Below are 22,986 nucleotides of genomic sequence, written 5' to 3'. Positions count from 1 at the left end.
GTACTATCCGGAAAAGTAAGCGTTACAGCTTCACCACTTTGGACGTGATGCGCTGCTGACCATCCGAGTACTCGACCATGTACATGCCGGCGGCCAGGGCCGAGAGGCGCACGTCGGTGCTGGTCGAGTTGGGCTGAGCGGCAAACGAGGCCACTTTCTGACCGTTGAACGAGTACACGGCTACCGTCGCACCTTTTACGGCGGCGGGGTGGGCCACTTTCAGGTTTTCCTGGGCGGGGTTGGGGTACACGTTCAGGCCCTGCTTGGCCACGGCCGGCTTGGTAGCCAGCGCGGGCTGGCGGCTCTTGAAGGTGACGTTTTTCAGGAGCACGTAGCGGCCTACGCTGGAGCTGCCGGCACCGAAGTACAGGCGCACCGTCAGGGTTTGGCCCGCGGCCAGCGTCACGCCGCTGGTTTCGTTCAGGGCAAAGCGGAAGGTGCTGGGCACGCCGCCGGCTGCGTACTGGGGCAGCACGGCCCCGTTCGAGGAGATGCTACCCGTGCCGGAACCGAACGAGCCGTTCGAGGTCGTGGGCAGCACGCCGCCGGGCAGAATAACGGTCGAGTTGTTGATGGCCGGGCCTTTGGCGCCGGTAATGCTGGCCGAGTCGGCGGTGAAGTTGCTCAGCGAGTACATCACCACAATCTTACCCGCCGCAGTGCTGGGCATGGAGGCGTCCAGAATCACGGAGTCGAGGCGGGTAGCAGCCGAAGCGGTGGCCGTAAACTGCTCGTAGAACGTGCGGCGGGGGTTGGCGCCCGGGCCCGGAGGCGTGGCGTTGGAGCTCCAGCCACCACCATTAGCCAGCACGGCAAATGCCTGCCCGGTAGCCGCCGAGTAGGGCGCGAAGGCCGCCGCCCCGGTGGGCACCTGCCCGTCCGAAATCGTCAGGCGCTTGAAGGTCGCGGGGTTGCCCGCCAGCCCGGCCGAACGCACGGCGGGGTTGTCCTGGTTGTTGGTCGTCAGGGGCCACTGCGCGAAGCCAGCCGTTTGGGCGGTAGCCTGCTCCGACAGGAACAGGGCGGTGAGCAGGGCAAAGCCGGTGAGTAGATTTTTCTTCATATCCGAAGGGAAACTAGTGTGGGAATTTTGTGGAGCTGGTTCGAGCCGCCGGTCCGAAAAGGCAGGCTTGATGTGTTTCAATTTGCACCCGCAGGCACGAAATGGGAAGCAGACTCCGCATTTAATTTGTGCAATCGTTACCGGGAACGTTGCCAGCCGGACGCGCCGGCGACACGCAAGGCCGCCGACGCGCCCGGCCCGGTTGTTTCTGCCGGCGGCCGGGGCCTAGAGCTTGCCAACGCCCGCACCCCGCACCACGGTTTCCGGCACCTGGGTAGCGGCCTGCAGCACGGCGGCATATGGGTAAGGCGGCGTAAATGAGCAGGTGCTGGCCGCCGGCTGCGAGCCGGTGCAGGCCTTATACACGTTGCCCGCGGCGTCCCACTGGCCCGGCACGCTGCTGTTCTTGGTCGTCACCGGGTTCTTGGTATCCTCGAAGTAGTTGTTTTCGACCCGCAGGCAGGCGCCCATCCGGCTGTTGATGCCCGTGCCGTACACGTGCTTGTAGTAGTTGTTGAAGGCGTGGCCCGTGCCGAAGCGGTAGACCGGCACCCGCTCGGTGATGTTGGAGTAGTAGTTGTGGTGGAAGGTCACTTTCCGGTCGCCGGCGTCCTTGTCGGAGTTGCCGATCAGGTGGCACTTGTGGTGGTCGTGGAAGTAGTTCCAGGAAATGGTGAGGTAGGCGCTGGCGCCCTTGGCGTCGATCAGGCCGTCGTACAGGTCTTGGTTGGGCTGGGCCACGGGGTCCAGGTTGAAGAACTCGCAGTGGTCAATCCAGATGTTCTGGCTGCTGCCCTGAATGGTCACGCAGTCCCCGTCGTTGACGGCCACCTGCGGCCGGCCTTCATCGTTGATCTTGGTGTTGGTCACGGTCGACATCGTGAACTTCAGGTTCTGCACGATGATGTTGCGCTTGCCGCTGATGTTGAGGCCCACGCCTTCCAGAAACCCGGCCGCGCCCGTGCCCAGCAGGGTTTTGTTGGAATTCACGTTGATGGAAGCACCCTGCGCCCCGCCCGAAATCGTGCCGCCGATGGTAATGATGAGCGGCTCGCTGCTTTTGGCGTAGTCCGTCAGCTCGGCCAACGACGTGGCCGTCACGCGCCGCCCGCCCGCCCCGCCGGTGGTGCCCCCGTTTTCGGTGGCAAAGCCCACTAAGCCGAAGTCAGCTTTCGCCGTGGTGGCTACGGCGCTACTGCCCGCAGCAGTGGTGCTCCCGGCCGACTCCGTCGGCTTTTTAACGCAGGCCAGCGTGCCCAGCAGCAGGCTGGCGGCCAGTAGTGGGGCCGTGAAGGCGGAGAGGCGGGGCCGGAACGAACTACGGCCCGTGGGCGCGGCAAACGGATAATGTTTCACAAGTGGTGTGCTGTTTAAGAATCAGAAAGCCTGCCCACCCCGGGGCGGAGTGCGGCAGGCAGCGCGGATAATGTTGGCGGAATAGGCAAACCAACCGTCGGCGGCCCGGCCTGCTCCCGATGCCGGAAACGAGCCGAAACTTTCCTCACCACAAGGCCAACGGCCGGTTTGCGCTACCGACTCAGCGTTTTGACTGTTGCAGCAGCCAGGTTGCCAGGTCTTTTCCCGCCTGAAAATTTTCGTACTCAGCCGGAATCTTGCGGCCGTCGGTGTACTCGTTGTACAGCCACGGGTCGCCGACGGCGAAGACCGTCCCCTTGCCCAGCCTGGCCACGGCAATAATCTGGTCGGGGCCCTGGGTGATGACGGGCGTAGCCGGCGGCTGCAGGCGCAACGTCGAAAGCTCCTTGATGTAGGCCGTGCGGGCCTTGGGAAAGACGGGGTTGCCGGGCGTCAGGGCCACTTTGCCCTGCTCAAACTGGCTGCCCTTCACCATGTTCACGCTCTTGTCGGTAAACTGAATGCCGAACGATTTGGCCAGCTCGTTGAAGTGCCTGATTTCGCAGTTGGCCGTGTCGTTGGCCATCAGCACCAGCACGCCGCCTTCCTTCACCCAGTCGGTCAGCACCTTGGTATCGGCGGCCGTCACGAAGTTGGGCTTGGCCGTTTCCTTCTTGGTGTCGGGGTCCACGATGATGAACACGTCGACGCCCTTCAGCGCGGCTTTCGTGGGGGCCGTGGGCACCGACACGGTTTTGGCACCCAGGTCGCGAAAGGTGTTGCCCCAGAGCCAGAAACCCGAGTGCATCCGGTCTTCCCAGGTGTAGTGAAACCGCTCCGGCTGGCCGGTAATGGCGCTTTTGCGGTACTCATTGTTGAAGTAATAGTCGAGGCCGATGGTTTTGTTCTGCCCGACTTTCAGGGTCTCGGCAATTTCCATTTCCAGGGCGGCCATGATGAACGGCCCCACGCCTTTCAGGTCGTTTTTGCGCAGCGGCTCCGAGAGGTAATACTCGAAGCTTCCGTCGCGGTAGGGGTTGCCGCCCAGGCCGCCCACGCTCACCGTACCGGTGAAGGCCAGGGCGCCGTTTTCCTCGGCCACGAAGGTCTTAATCAGGCCGTCGTAGCCCTTTTTGGCCACGTCGGCGTATTTTTTATCGAGGTAGCCCAGGCGCACGCCCTTTTGCAGGAAGTACACGAACATGCTGCTGCCCGAGGCCTCGGCGTAGTTGCCCTTGCGCGCGGCCTGGTCCACGACCAGAGCCCAGGTGCCGGTTTTGGCGTCCTGGTACTTGGCCAGCACCGGGGCCAGGCGCTGCACGTTCTTAATCAGTTGCTGGCGCTGGGGATGGTTGGGCGGAAAGTAGTCGAGCACGTCCACGAGGGCCATGGCGTACCAGCCCATGCCCCGGTCCCAGAAGTTGGGGCTCTGGCCGGTGGTTTTGTTGGCCCACTTCTGCTCCTTGCTTTCGTCGTAGCCGTGGTACATCAGGCCCGTTTTGGGGTCCACGAGGTGCTTTTCGATGAGGGCAAACTGCTTGGCCACGTCGTCGAAGCCCTCGGGCCGGTTAAACACGGCGCTGTACTCGGCATAAAACGGCTCGGCCATGTACAGCCCGTCCAGCCACATCTGGTTCTGGTACACCTTCTTGTGCCAGAAGCCGCCTTCCTTGGTGCGGGGCTGCCCGTCGAGCTGCTTGCGCAGCTGCTGGGCGGCCTTGCTGTACTTCTCCGCCTTGGGCACCGAAGTCTGACTCAGCGTGAGCAGGGCGTGCCCGGTGGTCAGGTTGTCGAGGTTGTAGTCTTCGAGCTTGTAGGTGCGGATGCTGCCATCCTCGCGCACAAACTGGTCGAGGTCCTTCTGAATGTAGGTGAAGTACTTCGCGTCGCCGGTGCGGTTCCAGACGCGCTCCAGGGCCTTGAGCATCAGGCCCTGCTCGTAGTCCCAGCGGGCGGTTTTGCGCGTGCCAATCAGGATGGAGTCGGGGTGCCAGCCAATAAAAGAATCGGCCATGCGCTGCGACATGGGCTTGGGGGCCGGAGCGGTTTGAGCTTCTGCGGCGGCACTCAGCGCCAACAGGCTCAGCAGCAGGGAGACGGGCTTTTTCACGGTTCTTACAGCTTGGAAATGGTTACCGTTTTCTTGGAAACTTTGTCGCCAAACTCCAGGTCTTTCTTGGCCGCCTTAGTATCGGTGTTCGCCAGCTTCACGTTTTTGGCCCGGTCGCCGGTCACGCGCATCAGCAGCGTGGCGCCCGGCGCGTATTTGATGCCGTCCAGCGTAATATCCTTACTGTTCTGCACTTCCATCACCGGCATGGTATTCTTGCTCAGCAACGTCACGTTTTTCAGCCGGATGTTCTCGGCCTCGATGCACACCAGACCTTTGTCGCTCTGCAGCACGGCGTTTTCAATGACGATGTCGCGCAGGGGCATTTCGGGCAGGCCACGCAGCATAATGCCCACATCGGCCCCGTCGCAGGTGATGTTGCGGATGTCGATGTGGCGGAACTGGGGCGTGCCTTCGTTCACGGGCTCGGCCTTGATAACCGGCGGGGCCGCCGACTCGCCGACCAGCGCTACCGGGTCTTTGGCCATGTAGTAGAGGTCGAAAATCACGGCCTGGGCCACGATGTTCTTCATGTTCACGTTGTTGATGAAGATGTTCTCCACCACCCCGCCCCGGCCGCGGGCGGCCTTGAAGCGCAGCCCCACGTCGGTGCCCATGAAGGTCAGGTTGTAGGCGTAGATGTTGCGCGCCCCGCCCGACATTTCCGAGCCAATCACGAAGCCGCCGTGGGCGTGGTACACTTTCGTGTCGCGGATGATGAAGTTCTCGGTGGGCATGCCGCGCTTGCGCCCCTGCTCATCCCGGCCCGACTTGATGCAGATGCCGTCGTCGCCCACGTCGAAGGTGCAGCCTTCCACGAGGCCGTTCTTGCACGACTCCAGGTCGATGGCGTCGGTGTTCTGGCCGTACTCGGGGTTGAGCACCGTCACGCCGCGCACCGTAATATCCTCGCTCATAATGGGGTGCAGCGACCAGGCCGGCGAGTTCTGGAACGTCACGCCTTCCAGCATCAGCTGCTTGCAGCGCTCCAGCACCAGCATGTCGGGCCGCAGGAAGTCCTTGATGTCCTCGTAGTCCTTCACTTCCTTGCCCGGCTTGAGGTAAAACGCCTCCGGAATAGCCGCGCCCTTCAATGACGAGGCCGAAGGATACCAGGTGTCCTTTTTTTCGTTGGTCACGCCGCCGCTTTCCACCAGGCGCTTCCACTGGCTTTCGGTCAGCTTGCTTTTCTTTACGATGCGCCAGGTGCCCCCGTCGCCGTCGAACACGCCCCGGCCGGTAATGGCGAAGTTCGTGAGGTCCTTGCCGTAGATCTGGGCCTGGTTGCGCACGGCGTCCACGCCCTCCCAGCTGGTTTTGATCAGGTGGTAGTCGGCGCGCTGGTTGCTGAACTGCACGAAGGCCCCGGTAGCCAGGTGCAGGTTCACGTTGCTGCGCAGCTCGATGGGTGCGGTTAGCCAGTGGCCGCGGGGCACCAGCACCACGCCTCCACCGGCTTTGGCGGCGGCATCAATGGCCTGCTGAATGGCCGGGCTTTTGGTCAGGCCGTCGGATACGGCCCCGAACTTGAGAATCGACAGGGTGTCGGCACGAAACGAGGGCGCCTTTACGGCCGGCAGGTTGGGCCGGGGCTGATCGGCCGCCGTAGCGCCGGGGCTGGTGAGCAGCAAAGCCAGGGCAGCCGGCGAGGCAAAGAAGAAGTTCATAGCGGGTGGTTAACGTCTACCGGGTTGGGAAAAGCAGACTACGAAAGGAAGCAACCGGGCGAAACCCGAGAAATAAGTTTCGCCGCCGATTATACTATTCCAGGAACACGACCAAACCCAGGCTTAGCCTATCCTTTCGTTAAGATTGGAGGAAATTCAGGATTCCCCGCAGAAGCCCGCCTATTTTCTATGCAAACGTTACCGGGAACGTTCTCACCAGCTGGTTTCGGCCGGCCGGTTTCGACCTCGCCTGGCCCCAAGTAGGACCTGGTCTTGCCGGGCTGCCTCTTCGTTCCGGCGACGCTCTCCGCTGCAATTGACTTTTACCAACTTCGGTAATGCCCAGCCGCCGCTGTGCAGGCTTGCCGGTGCGGGGTGGCAACCACCACCCGTGGCCGCTTCGGGAGGGCAGAATAGCCTGAACTATTATTTAAATTAATTCTAAATAACATTTGCAAAACCCAGGCTCATTCTTACTTTTGGTCACTATTTAGAAAATGTCTAAACAAATAAACTCACCTTTTTTCCTCCGAATCCCATGCGCCAATATCTGCACCACAACGACTTCGGCTGCATTTCGCGCTGCCCCAGCGGCTGCTGCCTCCACCTGTACTTCGGCAACGTGGCGCTCTGCCTGCAAGCCGATGAGCTAGCCGACTGGCGCCACCTGGTGGCCGGGCTCTACCGGCAGCACGCCCCACACCTGCTGGATACTGCCAGCCGCTGCATCACCCTGCCCGGCCCGGTAGCTTACCAGGCATTCGTGTTTACCCTGGAGGAAGTGTTCCTGCTACACGACCTGCTGATGGGCGCGGGCCTGCTGCTCGAAGCCGAGCTGATTCTGGCCGGCAACGCCGTGTAGCGCCGGCCCACTGGCGAGGGTTGAGCCACTAATTACATAAAGCTTTTTATATATTATAATTAATTGCCATTCAGTGTTTTATTCTCCAAAAGCAAAACCTCAACGGTTAGCGGGGCCAGCGGATATTTCCGGAGTTTTTGGGCGGAATCTGATTTTCTTCCGTAAGAACAAGCTACTGAATCACGAAGTAGCATACCTATGTCCCGTACCATTATCGTTTCGAACCGCCTGCCAACGAAGGCCCAACGCACGGAAGAAGGCTTACATTTTACGCCCAGCGAAGGGGGCTTGGCCACCGGTCTGGGCTCGATTTACCGGGCCGACGGCAACGTGTGGGTGGGCTGGCCGGGAGTAGAAATTGACGACCCCGCCGAGCAGCAGTTTGTCACCGAGGAGCTGCGCCACGACAGCATGGCCCCGGTGTTTCTGACCCAGGATGAAATCCGGGACTATTACGAGGGCTTCAGCAACGAGGTGCTGTGGCCCACGTTCCACTATTTCAGCCAGCACGCCGTGTATGAGCAGGCTTACTGGGAATCCTACGTCACCGTCAACCGCAAGTTCTGCCAGGCCGTGCTGGCCCTGGCCGGCCCCGACGACACCATTTGGGTGCATGATTATCAGCTGCTACTGCTGCCCCAGATGCTGCGCCAGGAACGGCCTGAGGCCAGCATCGGGTTCTTCCTGCACATTCCGTTTCCCTCGCACGAGCTGATCCGGGTGCTGCCCTGGCGGCGCGAGCTGCTGGAAGGCATGCTGGGCGCCGACTTGCTGGGCTTTCATACCTACGGCTACATGCGCCACTTCCTGAGCTCGGCGGCGCAGCTGCTGGGCTACCCCAACCAGAACGGCCTGATTGAGGTGGGCCAGCGCAGCGTGCTGGTCGATGCCTTCCCGATGGGCATCGACTACGACAAGTATGCTCAGGTGGCCGAGTCGGAGGAGGCGCGGGAGGCGGAGCTGCTCTACCGCGACGCGCTGAACGACTCCCGGGTTATCCTCTCCATCGACCGGCTCGACTACACCAAGGGCATTGCCGAGCGCCTGCGGGCCTACGAGCTGATGCTGCAGCGCTACCCCGAGTGGCGGGGCCGCGTGACGCTGCTGATGCTGGTGGTGCCCTCGCGCGACCAGGTGGAGAAGTACCGGGCTTTGAAGGTGGAAATCGACGAGCTGGTGGGCCGCATCAACGCCGACTACCGCACCATCAGCTGGACGCCCATTCAGTATTTCTACCGCTCTTTCCCGCTGGAGCACCTTTCGGGCCTGTACCGCCTGGCCGAAGTAGCGCTGGTAACCCCCATGCGCGACGGGATGAACTTGGTAGCCAAGGAATTTGTGGCCAGCAAGGGCGAGCTGCCGGGCGTGCTGATTCTGAGCGAGCGGGCCGGCGCGGCCCGGGAGCTGTCGGACGCGCTGATCATCAATCCCACCGATACGCTGCAGCTGGCCGAGGCCATGCACGAGGCCCTGGTAATGCCCGAGGAAGAGCAACTGCTGCGCATGAGCAACATGCAGGCCCTGGTGAGCACCTACAACGTGTATCACTGGGTGCGGCTGTTCATGGACCGGCTGGCGTACATCAAAATCAAGCAGCAGACGCTGGCTACCGATACGCTGGGCGCAGCCGACCTGGAGCAGATGCGCGCCGACTTCGACCAGGCTCCGCGCCGCCTGCTGTTTCTGGATTACGACGGAACGCTGGTGCCCTTCACCAAAAACCCGCAGCACGCCCGCCCCGATGAGGAGCTGCGCCTGCTGCTGATGGCCCTGAGCAACGACCCGCGCAACCGCGTGGTCATCATCAGTGGGCGCGACCGGGACACGCTGTTTCGCTGGCTCGGCGACCTGCCGCTGGATTTCATTACCGAGCACGGCGTGTGGCTGCGCGCGGCCGGCGAGGGCCACGACTGGGCCATGCTGCAGCCGATGTCGAGCAGCTGGAAAACCGAAATCCGGCCCATTATGGAGCTGCTGGTGAGCCGTACCGCCGGGTCATTTATCGAGGAAAAGGAATATTCTCTGGTGTGGCACTACCGCCGCGCCGATACCGACCTGGGCGACGTGCGGGCCCGGGAGCTGGTGAGCCACCTCAACTTTATGGCTTCCAACACCGATCTGCAAGTATTGGAGGGCAACAAGGTGGTGGAAATCAAGAATGCCGGCGTGCACAAGGGCACGGCCGCCGCCCGCTGGCTGGCCACCTACCCCGCCGACTTCATCCTGGCCCTGGGCGACGACCGGACCGACGAGGACACCTTCCAGGCCATGCCCGAGGAGGCCTACACCGTGAAGGTGGGCGAAACGGGCCGCTCCTTTGCCCGCTTCCACATCAAGTCGCACCAGGACGTGCGCCGCATCCTGCGCAGGCTGCTGTAGAAGCAGGCAGCCGTTCTTTTCAGAGCAGTTTTTAGGATAGTGTATGGGTATGCGAACGAAGTAGAGACGCAACATATTGCGTCTCGTCGTTGAACGATACTAGTTGTCCGATGCCAGATGGCACGGTTCCCATCGTGCAACGACGAGACGCAAAATATTGCGTCTCTACACTCTTACACCAACGTGGAAACTACTGTGACTTCGCCTGACAGCCCCAACAGCCCTTTTCTGCTACGGCAGTGAAGGGCTGTTGCCGTGCCTGCCATTTGCCGCCGCCGCGGAAAAAGGCCATCTGCCGGCTCAAGGCAGGCCCTTTACCGCTCTGCCTTGGGTCGGAAGTTGTAGGACAACCCTAGCTGGGTACGCAGGTAGCCGCTGTCCAGGTACTGATTGGTGTAGGGTGCCAGCTCGAAGACGACGTGCACGTTGCGGTGGGCCGGCAGGGGCTTGATGCGCGCGCCGAGGGTGAGGGTGTAGCCGTTGATTAGCGGCAATTCGTTCAGGGCCGAGGCCGGGTTGATATTCACGCCTGGGCCGGCGTAGTAGTTCACCCACTCCCCTCTTTTGAGGTTGGCCAGGGCCTGCACCTCCGCGTTGACGTTGGCAACGAACGTGTTGGTTTCGGCCGTGACGCCCGCCCACACGCGCCGCTCGGGGTTGGAGCTGACGCCCAGCACCGATTGAAACGGGAAATAGGAAACGGCCACCTGCGCCGTAGCCGACTGCAGGAAGCACAGCGTGCCGGGCAGAAGTAAAAGTCGTTTCATCAGGGGCGGACCAGGGTGCAATAGGCGGGTTTGGGTTGGTAATTGTCGTCGAACAGCAGCGGGTAGTCGGCGCGGTGGAAGTAGCTGCGAATCCAGGAATCCGGGTCGGCGACGCCCCAGAAGGTAATGCCGTGCTGCTGGGCCCGGGGCAGCTGCTGGTAGAGGCCCACCAGAAACCGGAGCTTGTCGGCCTGGCGCTGCAACAGCTCGGGAGTAGGTTCTACCGCCTGGTTCAGCGGATTGATGGCCACGTCGACCTCGGAGAAGTGCAGGCGCAGGCCGGTCTGGCGGGCGGCCTGCACGGCTTCGGTCAGCTGGCTGTTTTCGGGGTGGCGAATGGAAATGTGCAGCTGCAGGCCCAGGCCGTGCACCGGCACGCCGCGCTGCCGCATGGCTTGGAGCCAGCTGAGCACCGCCCGCCGCTTCACCGGGTTCGACTCCAGGTCGTAGTCGTTGTAGAACAGCAGCGCGTCGGGGTCGGCCTCGTGGGCGTAGCGGAACGCTTTTTCGAGGTAGCCGCTGCCCAGGTGCCGCAGCCAGATAGTGCTGCGCAGGGTGCCATCGGCCTCGAAGGCCTCATTCACCACGTCCCAACTGCTGACCTGCCCCCGAAAGTGCCGGCATACGGTCTGAATATGGTCCTTGAGCAGGGCATCCCACTCGGCCTGACTTCCCGCAAACTCCGTTATCCAGCGCGGCAGTGCCTGGTGCCAGATCAGGGTGTGGCCGTGCAGGCGCTGGTTGTGCTGGCGGCAGAAATCGGCCAGCGCATCGGCCGCGGCCCATTCGTACGCGGCCGGGGCGGGGTGCAGCGCGTCGGGCTTGAACTCGTACTCGGGCGTTACGCTGTTGAACTGTCCGGCGGCCAGCTCCTGGTAAGGCGAGCCGGGGTACAGCTTGTTGGTGCGCAGGGCCACGCCCACCGGAAACGGATATTGCCCGTACAGGCTGGCGCGGGTGTCGCAGGGCCCCCCGGGCGCTTTTCGGCAGGCCGAAAAAGGCAGCCCCAGGCAAGCCAGCAGGACAAGGCAAGGACGAAATCCGGAACGGCTACTAGGCAAAACAGGCGGCAGCTACCACGGGAGCCGGGAAACAAGCATGAATACAGCAAAAGCGGCAGCTACGTCCGACCCGGGAAGTAACCGCCGCTTCAAAGCTAGCCGCAAATACATCTGATTCAGCCTGAGGCCGGCAGAAAAACAGGGAAATTCCCTAGTCGGCCGGTGTTGCCGGCAAGCCCCTGGCCCCTACGCGGCCGGGGGCTGCATGGCGGCCAGCAACTCCCGCACCCGCGCGGTGAGGGCGGCCGGGTCGGCGGTGGGTAGCAGGCGCGAGTCGACGCCCACGCAGGTGGCCCCGGCCTGCACCCAGGTGGCCACGGTGTCGGGGGCCGGCTCGATGCCGCCGGTGGCCATAAAGCGCACCTTGGGCAGCGGGGCCCGCACGGTTTTCAGGTAGGCGGGGCCCAGCATGGCGGCGGGAAACAGCTTGGCAAACGCCGCCCCCAGCTGGTCGGCCTGGTAGATTTCGTTGAGCGTGGACACGCCCGGCAGCCAGGCCAGATCCTGCCGGTGACACAGCGCCGCCACCTCCGCCCCGATGACGGGCTGCACGATGTAGTCGGCCCCGGCGCTGATGAATTTTTCGGCCTCCGCCACCGTGTAGATGGTGCCGGCCCCCAGCAGCAAGTCCGGATACTCGGCTTCCACGAACTGCTGCAAATCGGCGAAGATGTCGAAGGCGTGGGGGCCCCGGTTGGTAAACTCAAAAAGCCGGACGCCGCCCTCGTAGCAGGCCTGCAGCACGCGCCGGGCGTAGGGCTCCTCGGCGTGGTAGAATACGGGAATCAGGGGGCTTTGCAGCGCCTGCGCCACGGCCGCAGCCTTCGTAAAACGGGCCATAGAAGTTGGAAAACAGGGAAAGGAAAGGACAAAGAAAGGCCGCCGCGCTAGACGAAGTTGGGCCGGTCGAGCCGCTTGGCAATGCGGTAGGCCGCGTTGACCAGGCCCACGTGGCTGTAGGCCTGCGGGAAGTTGCCCCACTGGGAGCCGGTTTTGGCGTCCACGTCTTCCGAGAGCAGGCCCAGGTGGTTGGTGTAGCCCAGCAGCTTCTCAAACTCGCGGGCCGCATCATCGAGGCGGCCGACGCAGGCCAGGGCCTCCACGTACCAGAAGGAGCAGATCAGGAAGGTGGTTTCGGGCGTGCCGAAGTCGTCGGGGTGGCGGTAGCGGTAAAACAGGCCCTCGGGCGTTTTCAGCTCCTTTTCCAGCTCTCGCAGGTGGGTGCGGGCCCGCTCGGAGTTGGGGTCGAGGTAGCCCATCAGAATCAGCTGCAGGCCGCTGGCGTCGAGGTGGGGCGAGCCGATGGCGTTGGTGTACACGCCCCGCTGGGCATCGTAGCACTCCTCGATTTTCCCGGCCGCAATGCGGGTCAGCTCCTCGGCCATCAGCTCAATTTCCGTGTTGCCCAGGTAGCGGGCCACCTTGCGGGCGGCGTGGGCTCCGGCCCAGTGAAACAGGTAGGTGTAGCAATGGTACTGCGCAATGTGGCGGAACTCCCAGAGGCCAGCGTCGGGCATGTCCATGGTTTCCTTAATCAGGCGCAGGGCCTCGTACATCATCTTTTCCGAGTCGGCCCGCTCGGCTCCCACGAAGCGGCGGTCCACGTAGAGCGGCAGCAGAGCCACGAGCACCTGCCCGTACACGTCGTTCTGAATGTGGGTGTAGGCGTCGTTGCCGATGCGCACGGGCTTATTGCCCAGGTAGCCTTCCAGCGGCAATTCCTGCTCGGTGAGCTGCGCGGCCCCGCTGATGCTGTAGAGCGGCTGATACTTGTCGCGCACCTTGGTCGAGATGTTGGCAATGTAGTGGAAATACCGCTCCATCTCCTCGAAGTGCCCGATGTTGTTGAAGGCCGTCAGGATGTAATACGTGTCGCGCATCCAGCAGAAGCGGTAGTCCCAGTTGCGGGTGCTGCCGGGCGCTTCGGGCAGGCTGGTAGTGGTGGCGGCAATGATGGCGCCGGTGTCTTCGTACTGGTGCAGCTTCAGGGCCAGGGCCGAGCGAATCACCTGGGTCTGGTAGAAGTTGCCGATGCTGGTGCTTTTCACCCAGCGCTGCCAGTACTGCACGGTTTTGCGCAGAAACTCCTCGGCCGTGCTGTGCAGGGCCGCCTCCAGCGGCGCCCCGTAGGTGAGCACCAGGTAGCGGGTTTCAGTCAGCACGAAGCCTTCCTGCTCCAGAATGTAGGTCAGGGGAATGTCGGTGGTCAGGCGCATCTCTTCTTCCATGCCCAGGAAGGCAATGTGGTTGGAGCTGCGGCGGCGCGTGAGCTGCTGCTGGCCGTAGTCGGCCACCGGCTCGCACACTACCCGCACCCGGGGCAGCCCTTCCAGCGGCTCCAGCTTGCGGATAAACATCAGGGGCTTGTAGTTACGGTCGTACTGGGCGAAGCGCGGGGCAAAGTCGGTGACGCGGTAGCGGCCCTCGGCGCTTTCTACCTCAGTACACAGCACGTTGGTATTTTCCAGGTAGTATTGCCGGGTGTTGAAGGCGGCGTCCTCGGCGGGCTTGATGCTGAACTCGCCGCCCTTGCGGGTGTCGAGCAGGCTGCCAAAGACGAAACTGCTGTCAAAGCGGGGCCAGCAGAGCCATTGCACGCTGGTATCTTGTCGAATCAAAGCCAGGTAGGCGCAGTTGCCGATAACGCCGAGGTCGTAGGTGTGGCGGGTGCTCATAGGGGCAGCGGCCGCCCGCGTATGGTTGGGCGGCCGCTGCCGATGATGTACCCCAAACCCGGCCGTAGGGTTACCGGCGGGCGGTGCTTACAGCCGCCAGGCCGCCCCCGGGGCCGCTACGCCCGCGGCGGCCCACACGCGCAAAAGCACGGTGGTTAGCTGGTAGACTAGCCCCGGGCCCCAACCGCGCGCCGGGGGCTGCGTACAGCCTGCGGAGCGCCCCGCGTGGTAGCAATGGTGCCGCTCGTTTCACCCTAGTGCGTTTTCCTTTTGGCTGATTTCCCCGCTTCCGCTTCCCGTCGTACCGCCAGCCGGCTGCCGCTCTACCTGGCCGGGGGGCTGCTGCTGGTCCTGGTGGCCTGCTATTTTCTGTGGCCTGCTTTCCAGACGACCGTTAAGGAGGCCTTTGCCGTGCTCAAAAGCGGGGAGCAGGAAAAAGTATCGGCCTGGATTACGCAGTTCGGCTACTGGGGCCCGGTCGTGATTGTGGCGGCCATGGTGCTGCAGATGTTTCTGGTGGTGGTGAACGTGGTGCTGCTGATTCTGGTGGCTATCCTGGCCTACGGACCGTGGTGGGGCTCGGGGCTGGCGCTGGCGGGTGTGGTGGTGGCCTCGTCGGTGGGCTACTGGATTGGGCACTCGGCCGGCGAGACGTTCATCAGCCGCCTGATCGGCCGCAAGAGCGAGCAGAAAATGGTGCGGGAAGTGCAGCGCTACGGCACCTGGGCCGTCATCATTGCCCGGCTCTCCCCCGCCCTCTCCGACGACGCGGTGAGCTTCGTGGCCGGCGTGGCGCGGCTGGGCTACGGGCGCTTTATTCTGGCCACGGTGGCCGGCGTGACGCCGCTGATTGCCCTGCTGGCCTGGCTGGGCGAAGACAGTGACCGGCTCAAAACCGGTTTGTGGTGGGTGTCGGGCATCAGCCTGGTGCTGTTCGGGGCCTACGTGTGGTGGGACAAGCACCGCGCCCAGCCCGCCCCGCACGCCGAGCTGGCCAAGAAAAACTGAGAAAATTGGACGGAACCGGCCGCAATAGGATTCGGTAGCTACTACCTTTGCGGGCTCAACCGGAAAGCGAATTGCCGTTTTTCCCGCTCCCCTCACTTCTGATGCAGTGCCCCGTGCGTTTTTCTCCGGGTTTTAGCTGGCTCCCCAGCTTGGCCGCCTTCCTATGCCTATCCTTGTCGGCGCGGGCCCAGCTGGCCCCCTCTACTCCGCCCCTGCTGCGCGAGCTGACGCTGCGCACCGACACCGTGCGCTATTCCCTGAGCCGCAACACCATCGCCGTGCAGGGCGAGCCAAACCTGTACTTCTACTACCGCCAGGACGACGAAACGGCCGAGTTGCAGCTGTTCCCGACGCAGTGGCAAAGCAAGGCCCCGCTGCGCCTGCGCCGCTCCGCCGACTTCGTGCTACTCGACTCCATCACGGCCGTGGGCACGCAGTACTACCGCACTAAAATCCGCTTTAAGGACCTGCCGGCGGCCCGCTTTCTGCAGCTCACCTTCACCCAGGCCAACGACAGCGCCGGCCGCCCGGCTCTGGTGCAAACCGTGAACCTGCTGCCCGTCACGCGCACTACGCTGGAGTTTAAGCCCAACGACACGGAGCTGTTCGTGGGTGAGGAAAAGGTGTTTGACCTGAGCAGCAACACCCCCAAAAACATCCGCGTCTCCTCAGAGTGGACCAAGGGCCAGGACATCGACTACCGCATCGTGCAGGAAAAGGGGCAGCTGCGCCTGCGCGTGGTGCCCAACGCGCTGGGCACCCGCCTGCTCACGGTGCGGCCCCAGACCGAGCGGCCCTTCCTCACCGACAACAACCGCCGCCTGACCTACGCCCTGGCCCCGCTGCGCCAGGAGTTTACGGTGAAGGCCAGCCGCTTGCGTTTTCTGAGCGTGGATAAAAAGGAAATTACGATGGACGACGTTTCGCGCCGCAAGGGCGTGGAAATCATCCTCGACAACGGCCGCACATTTGACCTGAAGCGCACCTACCGCATTGAGGACCAGGAGGAAGCCGGCGGTGCCCTGATGGCCGAGCTCTTCACCCGCCAGTACCTGACCAACGATAGGGTGCTGTGCTGGCTGCGCGTCTACAACACCCACCGCCAGGCCGATAGTTACCTCTACATCAAGGAAAACGACCTGCCCAAGTACATTACCAACTTCAACATCTCGCCCAAAACGGCCATCAGCAGCGTGCAGGTGCGCCACCGGGGCGGCGACTGGAGTTCGAGCCTGAGCGTAAACCCGGGCGAGACGGTGGACGTGCGCCTGGAGGGTGAGTCGTTGCAGAAGGCGCGCTTCCACTTCGAGGATCTGGCCGTCATTCCCTCCGACTCGTCGGTGCGCACCGATGCGGCCGTGGTGTACCGCGTGCAGGTGCCCTTGACCATCGACAAGCGCCGCATTACCATCTTCAACGCCGGGCAGCCCACGGGCTACGCCCTGGCCGTGAAGGAGTTTCAGCGGCCCCACCCGCTCGATTTCGTGGCCGTCAACTTCGGGGAAAGCCCGCGGGTGATTAACCGCCTCAACGGCCCGGTGCTCTACGACCGGACCATTTCCGACGTGGTGTTCAGCTTCAACCCCAACGGCATCGACACCGAGAGCCAGCTCTATGGCAAGCAGTACCTGACCTTCGACATCCGGACCCAGAACGCCAAGGGCGAGCTGATTGAGATGCGCACCGTGGAAAACGTGGTGGTCTGCCCCGGCGACAACTCGGTGCGGGCCGCCTTCTACCAGGACAAGCAGTGCCAGGTGGGCAACATCAGCCTCAACAACCTGCTCAGCTCGCGCAAAACCTACGATCTGGACGACTGGAGCACCATCATCATCACCGTGCGCCACAACCAAAGTCAGTACCAGGAAGCGGGCTTCACTCAGAAGCTGGAGCTGGTGCTCAAGCGCCGCCTCAAGTTCGACATCGACGTGAGCTTTCCCGGCGGCCTGCTCACCAAGTACAAGGGCGAGTCGAGCTACACGTCCTTCGGCGGTATTTCGCTGGCCATGCTGGGGCAGCTGAGCTTTTATCACCCCGAGAAAATCAACCGCCTGCGGCCCTACAAAGTCGGGGCCGGCTTCGTGGCTCTCAACGCCTTCGACCTGAGCAAGAACGGCGGCAACCGCGACCTGGGCGTCGTGATTCTGGGCTCCATCTACCCCACCCGCCGCGACGCCAAGCTCACCTTTCCCCTCTACCTGGGCGGCGGCTACCTGCTCTCCGCCGGCCGCCCCTTCTTCCTGCTCGGCCCCGGCATCGGCGTCAGGCTGTAGCGGTGAGGTGGTGAATGAGTGAATGAGTGAATGAGTGAGTTTGATGTTCGGCGGGCGCGAATGGCGCAGTCTGGGTCGTTGCGGGCTTGCGGAGCCATCCGTCTGCGGCTAGCGACAAACTGCCTTTTATCGGAAAGCCCTTTATTCCTGCCGGAGTAAGGGGCTTTTGCTTGTACCGCGAAGTTCCACTTCGCGAGGCGTTGGAGCCGGCTGCACAACCATCGTGCAACGCCTCGCGAAGTGGAACTTCGCGTTACACGGTTCAGGCGTCCGGTCTTTTCACGTAAGAAAGCTCCGCACATTACAGCGGGCGGCTTGCTTCGCGCTGCTCGCAACGACACGCCGGGCGTTGAACAACCACTTCACTCATTCACTCATTCACTCATTCACCCATTCACTCATTCACCGCCTCACCACTTTCCCGCGGCTTACGTAGGCAGACAAGTCCGCTATTCCGCGTGTTTGTACCGTATGCCCGCTACTGCCCCTGCTACCCCGGCCGCCCCGACCAGCACTTCCCCCTTCACGCCCCTGCGGATTCCGTTTTTCCGCATGCTCTGGATTGCCTCCTTCGTGTCGAACATCGGCACCTGGATGCAGAACGTGGGAGCCGTGGGGCTGATGACCGAGCTGACACCCTCCCCCATCCTGGTGTCCTTGCTCCAGACGGCCTCGGCCCTGCCGGTGTTCCTGCTCAGCCTGCCCGCCGGGGCCCTGGCCGACCTGGTCGACCGCCGCAGGATGCTGCTGCTCACCCAGACCTGGATGGCGGGCACAGCCCTGGTGCTGGCCACCGTCACGCTGCTGGGCTTTACCACGCCCTGGCTGCTGCTGCTGCTTACGTTTATGCTGGGCCTGGGCGGGGCCCTGAACAACCCCGTGTGGCAAACCGTGACGCCCGAGCTGGTGCCCCGCGCCGAGCTGCCCCAGGCCATTGCCCTCAACAGCGTGAGCTTCAACCTGGCCCGGGCCTTCGGACCCGCCCTGGGCGGCCTGGTTATCGGCTACTTCTCGGCCGGGGCCGCCTTTCTGATCAACGGTATTTCCTTCGTGGCTACCATGTATATGGTGTGGCAGTGGCAGCGCGAGCCCCAGGCCACCGCGCCCCTGGCGACCGAGCGGATTGTGGCCGCCATCCGGGGCGGGATTCGCTACGCCCGCTTTGCCCCGCCGGTCCAGAACATCCTGATGCGGGGCGTGTGCTTCACCTTCGGGGCCAGCGCCCTGTTTGCCCTGATGCCGGCCGTGGTGGTGCGTCGCCTGCACGAGCCGACTTCTTTCTACTCGCTGCTGCTCTCCTGCATGGGCCTGGGGGCCGTGCTCGGGGCCGTGATTCTGCCCCGCCTGAACAAGTATCTGAGCATCAACTGGCGCGTGACCGTGGCTACCGTGGCCTTTGCCGCCGGGCTGGCCGGCCTGGCCTTCGCCGACAACCACTGGCTGCTCTACGGCCTGCTCACGCTCGTGGGGCTGGCCTGGATGCTGGTGCTCAACTCCTTTAGCGTGGGCGTGCAGACGGTGGTGCCGCGCTGGGTGCAGGCCCGCACCATCAGCCTGTACCTGCTCACCATTCAGGGCGGCATGGCGCTGGGCAGCATCGTGTGGGGGGCCGTGGCCGAGCGGGTCGACATCGTCTGGGCCCTGGCCGGGGCGGCCGGCTGGCTCCTGCTGAGCACCCTGCTGGTGTTCCGCTTTGCCCTGCGCAGCGGCGAGGCCCTCGACTTCACCCCCGCCCGGCCCCGCCTGGAACCCGTGCTGGCCCAGGAGCCCGTGCCCACCGAGGGTCCGGTCATCATCACCACCACTTACCAGGTGCGGCCCGAGCACCGGCAGGCCTTCGTGTTCATCATGGACCAGCTGGCCGACATTCGCCGCCGCGAGGGGGCCATCCGGGTGGGCACCTACGCCGACCTGGCCGACCCGACCCGGCTGGTGGAGTACTTCATGGTCGAAACCTGGGAGGAACACGCCCAGCAGCACGAGCGGGGCGTGAGCCGGGAAGAAGCCGAGCTCAAGCTGCGGGCCCGGCAGTTCCACGCGGGGCCCGAGCCGCCCGTTATTGCCCACCTGCTGGCCCAGCACGCCCTGCCCCTGCCCCCCGAGCAGCCGATGGTGCCCGGCAGCACCCGCCTGGTGGCCAGCACCGCCGGCGAAGCCACGAGTTAATTGTGCGAATGTGGGAAATGTGCTGAGGTGCTACTGCTTTTCGTGGCCGTGTGAGCCAGGCGAAGCAAGCCGGTTGCGGCGCGGCACGACCGGGCCTTTCCCTGGCAAGCCCTACTCCTGCCCCAGCAGCTCCTGATTCCCACTCCGCAGCACCGAAACGCCGTTGCAGTACAGCAACTTGGTGCGCGTGAGTAGCAGAACGCCGGGTGGAAGCACCGGAATGGCAATCTGCTGCTCCGGATTGCCAATCTGCTGCACCAGAACGACGATCTGCTGCACCAGAATGACGAATCTGTGCAGCGGAACGGCATTCCCGTGCACCGGATTGCCGATCTGCTGCACCGGAATGGCAAAACCGTGCACCAGAATGGCAATCTGTTGCACGGGATTGGCATTCCCGTGCAACAGATTGCCATTCTGGTGCAGCCGAGGGGCCTCCCGTGTACCGGAGGGGCCTCCGGCGCTTTACTGGGGGGCAGTTGGAACGGAGAAAAAAGGGGTGACGGCCACGCGGGGGCCGGATAGAAGCCGGGAAGGGGTATCTTGCTCCGGCGGGGCGGGGCGGGCCGAAAACTTATTGCCCCGCTCGCCGCTTTCTACCCCAATCTGCTTTCCCCACACATGAAACTTCTCTACAGCTACCTGCGCAACTACTGGGGCCTGCTGGCCCTGGCTTTGCTGCTGGCCACTATCAACCAGGTGTTCTCCCTGCTCGACCCCTACATTCTGCGCCAGATCATCGACCGGTACGTGTCGCCGGCCCTGCGCAGCTCCCAAACGCCCACGTTCTGGACGTTTGTGCTCAGCGGGGCGGGCCTGCTGGTGCTCAAGGCCCTGGGCGTGGCGATGGTGTCGCGCATTGCCAAAAACTTCCAGGACTACTACACCAACGTCATTACCCAGCGCCTGGGGGCCCAGCTCTACTCCGACGGCCTGCGCCACTCCCTGGATCTGCCCTACCAGGTGTTCGAGGATCAACGCTCGGGCGAAACCCTGGGCAAGCTCCAGAAGGTGCGCACCGACGTGGAGCGCCTGATTCAGAGCTTCGTCAACGTGCTCTTTATTTCCCTGGTGGCCATTCTGTTCGTGACCTGGTACGCCATCAGCGTGTACTGGCCCATTGCGGTGGTCTACTTCCTGACGATTCCGCTGCTGGGCACGCTGAGCTTTTTCCTAAGCCGCCGCATCAAGGTTATCCAGAAAACCATCGTGGCCGAAACCACGGCCCTGGCCGGTTCCACCACCGAGAGCCTGCGCAACATCGAGCTGATCAAAAGCCTGGGCCTGGCCCAGCAGGAAACGACCCGCCTGAACACGACCACCGAGAAAATCCTCAAGCTGGAGCTCAAGAAGGTGCGCTACCTGCGGTCCTTGTCCTTCGTGCAGGGCACCTTCGTGAACCTGATGCGCAACGTGATTCTGCTTATGCTCGTGTTTCTGGTGGTGCAGAAGCTCATTACGCCGGGCGAGTTTTTCTCGTTCTTCATCTACTCCTTCGCCATCTTCGGGCCCTTGCAGGAAATGGGCAGCATCATCAACATTTACCGCGAAACGGAGGCTTCCCTGGCCAATTACCAGCTGATTCTCGACACGCCCCGGGAGGTGAAGCCCAGCCACCCGCAGGTTATCGACCAGATCCAGACCCTGACCTTCGACCAGGTGCGCTTCAAGCACCTGTCGGCCTCCAACTCCGCCCTCGACGGCATCTCCTTCGAAACCAAGCTGGGCGAAACCATTGCCTTCGTGGGGCCGTCCGGCTCGGGCAAAACCACGCTGGTCAAGCTGCTGGTGGGCCTCTACCCGCCCCTGGCCGGCCAGATCCTCTACAACGGCATTCCCGGTGCCGACCTCGACCTGGACCAGCTCCGGGAGCAAATCGGCTTCGTCACCCAGGACACCCAGCTCTTCGCCGGCACCATCCGCGAGAACCTGCTCTTCGTGGCCCCCCACGCCACCGACCAGGAGTGCCTGCACGCCCTGCACCAGGCCGCCGCCGACGGCCTGCTGGCCCGCGCCCCCCTCGGCCTCGACACGGTTATCGGGGAAGGCGGCGTGAAAGTGTCGGGCGGCGAAAAGCAGCGCCTCAGCATTGCCCGCGCCCTGCTGCGCCACCCCACCCTGCTGGTCTTCGACGAAGCCACCTCCTCCCTCGACTCGCTCACGGAGGAAGAAATCAGCACCACGGTGCGCGAGCTGTCCGGTTCCCGCCAGCACATCACCATCCTGATTGCCCACCGCCTGAGCACCATCCTGCACGCCGACAAGATCTTCGTGCTGGAGCGCGGCCACATTGCCGAGCAGGGCCGCCACGACGAGCTGCTGGCCCAGAAAGGTCTGTACTACGCCATGTGGCGGCAGCAAATCGGGGAACGGCCCGCCCCGGCCGCAGCCCGGCAGCTCCAAAAAGCCTAACCGCAGCGGCCCGCTGCCCCATGCCCGAAAGCCCTTTGCCATCCGCTGGCAAAGGGCTTTTTTCGGGGCCGCCGGTTAAGTGAAAGCGTCCGATTTTCCGGTCCGCAGCCAGGACCGGGCAACCTTTCGGGCCTCCGCCGGCTCTTTTGCTTGCCCCTGCGGCCGGCCGCCGGATTTCTGGCTGGGCCAAGCACGAAAACGCCCGGGTTTGCGTTGTACTGATAACCCTGCGCCCCGCTGTCAATCATCTGTTTCCGGCAGGGTTCTTGACTTATTGCGTTTATCAGCCCTAAGGATTTTTCCATGACCCACTTCCGCATGTTCCGCCGCTTCGCAGGTTTGATGCTTGCCGGGTGGTTGCTCGTCAATACCTCCGCTTCGGCCCAAAATGGCAGCCGCGACGTGCTGCGCGACATCACCGACGTAGTCGGCCTCAAGCCCCGCTTCGAGCTGCAAGCCACCCCGCAGGTGCAGAATGCCGCCGCCGTGGTGTATAACGGCAAACGCTTCCTGCTCTACAACCCCCAGTTCGTGGCTTCCGTGAACCGGGCCGGCCGCACCGACTGGGCCGGCACCAGCATCCTGGCCCACGAAATGGGCCATCACCTCAACGGCCACACCCTGCGTCCCGGCGGCTCCCAGCCCGCCGATGAGCTGGAAGCCGACGAGTTTTCGGGCTTCGTGCTGCGCAAGATGGGCGCCAGTCTGGCCGAAGCCCAGGCCGCAATGGCCGTCGTGTCGGATGAGGAAGCCTCGCCGACCCACCCCGGCCGCTCGACCCGCCTGGCCGCCATCGGCAAGGGCTGGCAGCAGGCCAACACCCAGATTCTGGCCAGCAGCCGCACCGCCGCGCCGTCTTCGGCCCCGGTAGCCATTGCCAGCCGGCCTACGCCGGTCCGTAGCGTGTCCAGCACCGTCGCCCCGCTGAACGTGGTGGGCCAGATTGTCTTCCGCGACAACCCCGAGGAGCGCTACTACCTCACCAGCCGCCTGAACGTGGTGCGCATGCTCAACAACTCCGGCACCGGCCAGGTAGTAGGCCGCGTGACGCGCTCCAACAGCGCCAGCTTCCCCTACATTCTGGTTGATGGGCAGGACCGCCGCCTCTACATCAGCGCCAACGGAGGCGTCTTCAACAACCGCGGGCAGCAGGTGGGCCTGCTCTCCGACCCTTCCTAGCCTCTGCT

At 63.4% G+C, this 22,986-nt stretch carries 16 protein-coding genes; 7 read left to right on the top strand and 9 right to left on the bottom strand.

Annotation, left to right across the window (positions count from 1 at the left end):
- Positions 1–22: 22 nt before the first annotated feature.
- The 4 genes from E5K00_RS02195 to E5K00_RS02180 all read right to left on the bottom strand — a co-directional run bounded on the left by E5K00_RS02195 (position 23) and on the right by E5K00_RS02180 (position 6,196).
- Positions 23–1,063, bottom strand: coding sequence for a T9SS type A sorting domain-containing protein (locus E5K00_RS02195; protein WP_135461237.1), 1,041 nt, complete (start codon positions 1,061–1,063; stop codon positions 23–25).
- A gap of 225 nt (positions 1,064–1,288) precedes the next feature.
- Positions 1,289–2,419, bottom strand: a complete 1,131-nt coding sequence (locus E5K00_RS02190) for a pectate lyase family protein (protein WP_135461235.1) — start codon at positions 2,417–2,419, stop codon at positions 1,289–1,291.
- A 181-nt stretch (positions 2,420–2,600) separates the two neighbouring features.
- The gene (locus E5K00_RS02185) at positions 2,601–4,529 is read right to left on the bottom strand and encodes a glycoside hydrolase family 88 protein (RefSeq protein ID WP_394346311.1); all 1,929 of its coding nucleotides are present in this window, start codon (positions 4,527–4,529) and stop codon (positions 2,601–2,603) included.
- A gap of 5 nt (positions 4,530–4,534) precedes the next feature.
- Positions 4,535–6,196 (bottom strand): glycoside hydrolase family 28 protein, encoded by a 1,662-nt coding sequence (locus tag E5K00_RS02180; RefSeq protein ID WP_135461233.1) that lies wholly within the window; start codon positions 6,194–6,196, stop codon positions 4,535–4,537.
- A gap of 538 nt (positions 6,197–6,734) precedes the next feature.
- Here E5K00_RS02180 and E5K00_RS02175 point away from each other — a divergent pair.
- Positions 6,735–7,058, top strand: a complete 324-nt coding sequence (locus E5K00_RS02175) for a hypothetical protein (RefSeq protein ID WP_135461231.1) — start codon at positions 6,735–6,737, stop codon at positions 7,056–7,058.
- A gap of 198 nt (positions 7,059–7,256) precedes the next feature.
- On the top strand, positions 7,257–9,437 hold the full coding sequence (locus E5K00_RS02170) for a bifunctional alpha,alpha-trehalose-phosphate synthase (UDP-forming)/trehalose-phosphatase (protein WP_135461229.1): 2,181 nt from the start codon (positions 7,257–7,259) through the stop codon (positions 9,435–9,437).
- A gap of 314 nt (positions 9,438–9,751) precedes the next feature.
- On the opposite strand, the gene E5K00_RS02165 is transcribed toward E5K00_RS02170, so the two are convergent.
- The 4 genes from E5K00_RS02165 to E5K00_RS02150 all read right to left on the bottom strand — a co-directional run bounded on the left by E5K00_RS02165 (position 9,752) and on the right by E5K00_RS02150 (position 13,940).
- The gene (locus E5K00_RS02165; RefSeq protein ID WP_135461227.1) at positions 9,752–10,204 is read right to left on the bottom strand and encodes a hypothetical protein; all 453 of its coding nucleotides are present in this window, start codon (positions 10,202–10,204) and stop codon (positions 9,752–9,754) included.
- The gene (locus tag E5K00_RS02160; RefSeq protein WP_167856718.1) at positions 10,204–11,121 is read right to left on the bottom strand and encodes an endo-1,4-beta-xylanase; all 918 of its coding nucleotides are present in this window, start codon (positions 11,119–11,121) and stop codon (positions 10,204–10,206) included. The genes E5K00_RS02165 and E5K00_RS02160 overlap by 1 nt, the downstream gene beginning before the upstream one ends.
- Before the next feature lie 330 nt (positions 11,122–11,451).
- On the bottom strand, positions 11,452–12,105 hold the full coding sequence (locus tag E5K00_RS02155) for a beta/alpha barrel domain-containing protein (protein ID WP_135461223.1): 654 nt from the start codon (positions 12,103–12,105) through the stop codon (positions 11,452–11,454).
- Between the two features lie 47 nt (positions 12,106–12,152).
- Positions 12,153–13,940, bottom strand: a complete 1,788-nt coding sequence (locus E5K00_RS02150) for a glycoside hydrolase family 15 protein (RefSeq protein ID WP_135461221.1) — start codon at positions 13,938–13,940, stop codon at positions 12,153–12,155.
- Between the two features lie 270 nt (positions 13,941–14,210).
- Here E5K00_RS02150 and E5K00_RS02145 point away from each other — a divergent pair, with 270 nt between their 5' ends.
- The 3 genes from E5K00_RS02145 to E5K00_RS02135 all read left to right on the top strand — a co-directional run bounded on the left by E5K00_RS02145 (position 14,211) and on the right by E5K00_RS02135 (position 19,387).
- Positions 14,211–14,948 carry a TVP38/TMEM64 family protein gene (locus tag E5K00_RS02145; RefSeq protein ID WP_135461219.1) on the top strand — a complete coding sequence of 246 codons (738 nt, stop codon included), beginning with the start codon at positions 14,211–14,213 and terminating at the stop codon, positions 14,946–14,948.
- Between the two features lie 149 nt (positions 14,949–15,097).
- Positions 15,098–17,221, top strand: a complete 2,124-nt coding sequence (locus tag E5K00_RS02140) for a hypothetical protein (RefSeq protein ID WP_135461217.1) — start codon at positions 15,098–15,100, stop codon at positions 17,219–17,221.
- Positions 17,222–17,692: 471 nt separating this feature from the next.
- Positions 17,693–19,387, top strand: a complete 1,695-nt coding sequence (locus E5K00_RS02135) for an MFS transporter (protein WP_135461215.1) — start codon at positions 17,693–17,695, stop codon at positions 19,385–19,387.
- Positions 19,388–19,498: 111 nt separating this feature from the next.
- Here the strand turns inward: E5K00_RS02135 and E5K00_RS02130 are convergent, their stop codons facing one another.
- Positions 19,499–19,771, bottom strand: a complete 273-nt coding sequence (locus E5K00_RS02130; RefSeq protein WP_135461213.1) for a hypothetical protein — start codon at positions 19,769–19,771, stop codon at positions 19,499–19,501.
- Between the two features lie 237 nt (positions 19,772–20,008).
- Between E5K00_RS02130 and E5K00_RS02125 the strand changes: the two genes are divergently transcribed.
- Together E5K00_RS02125 and E5K00_RS02120 are read left to right on the top strand one after the other, a co-directional pair.
- Positions 20,009–21,799 (top strand): ABC transporter ATP-binding protein, encoded by a 1,791-nt coding sequence (locus E5K00_RS02125; protein ID WP_135461211.1) that lies wholly within the window; start codon positions 20,009–20,011, stop codon positions 21,797–21,799.
- 303 nt (positions 21,800–22,102) lie between these two features.
- Complete coding sequence (locus tag E5K00_RS02120) at positions 22,103–22,978, top strand: M48 family metalloprotease (protein WP_135461209.1); 876 nt, start codon at positions 22,103–22,105, stop codon at positions 22,976–22,978.
- Positions 22,979–22,986 lie beyond the last annotated feature (8 nt).

Origin of the sequence: Hymenobacter aquaticus (assembly GCF_004765605.1) — a bacterium.
Taxonomy (GTDB): Bacteria; Bacteroidota; Bacteroidia; order Cytophagales; family Hymenobacteraceae; genus Hymenobacter; species Hymenobacter aquaticus.
This window is presented reverse-complemented; position numbering and strand designations above follow the sequence as displayed.

Excerpts from the sequence above, each read along its gene's own strand:
- E5K00_RS02195 (WP_135461237.1), bottom strand. The coding sequence starts at position 1,063 with ATGAAGAAAAATCTACTCACCGGCTTTGCCCTGCTCACCGCCCTGTTC.
- E5K00_RS02180 (WP_135461233.1), bottom strand. The coding sequence starts at position 6,196 with ATGAACTTCTTCTTTGCCTCGCCGGCTGCCCTGGCTTTGCTGCTCACC.
- E5K00_RS02175 (WP_135461231.1), top strand. The coding sequence starts at position 6,735 with ATGCGCCAATATCTGCACCACAACGACTTCGGCTGCATTTCGCGCTGC.
- E5K00_RS02170 (WP_135461229.1), top strand. The coding sequence starts at position 7,257 with ATGTCCCGTACCATTATCGTTTCGAACCGCCTGCCAACGAAGGCCCAA.
- E5K00_RS02165 (WP_135461227.1), bottom strand. The coding sequence starts at position 10,204 with ATGAAACGACTTTTACTTCTGCCCGGCACGCTGTGCTTCCTGCAGTCG.
- E5K00_RS02155 (WP_135461223.1), bottom strand. The coding sequence starts at position 12,105 with ATGGCCCGTTTTACGAAGGCTGCGGCCGTGGCGCAGGCGCTGCAAAGC.
- E5K00_RS02150 (WP_135461221.1), bottom strand. The coding sequence starts at position 13,940 with ATGAGCACCCGCCACACCTACGACCTCGGCGTTATCGGCAACTGCGCC.
- E5K00_RS02135 (WP_135461215.1), top strand. The coding sequence starts at position 17,693 with ATGCCCGCTACTGCCCCTGCTACCCCGGCCGCCCCGACCAGCACTTCC.
- E5K00_RS02125 (WP_135461211.1), top strand. The coding sequence starts at position 20,009 with ATGAAACTTCTCTACAGCTACCTGCGCAACTACTGGGGCCTGCTGGCC.
- E5K00_RS02120 (WP_135461209.1), top strand. The coding sequence starts at position 22,103 with ATGACCCACTTCCGCATGTTCCGCCGCTTCGCAGGTTTGATGCTTGCC.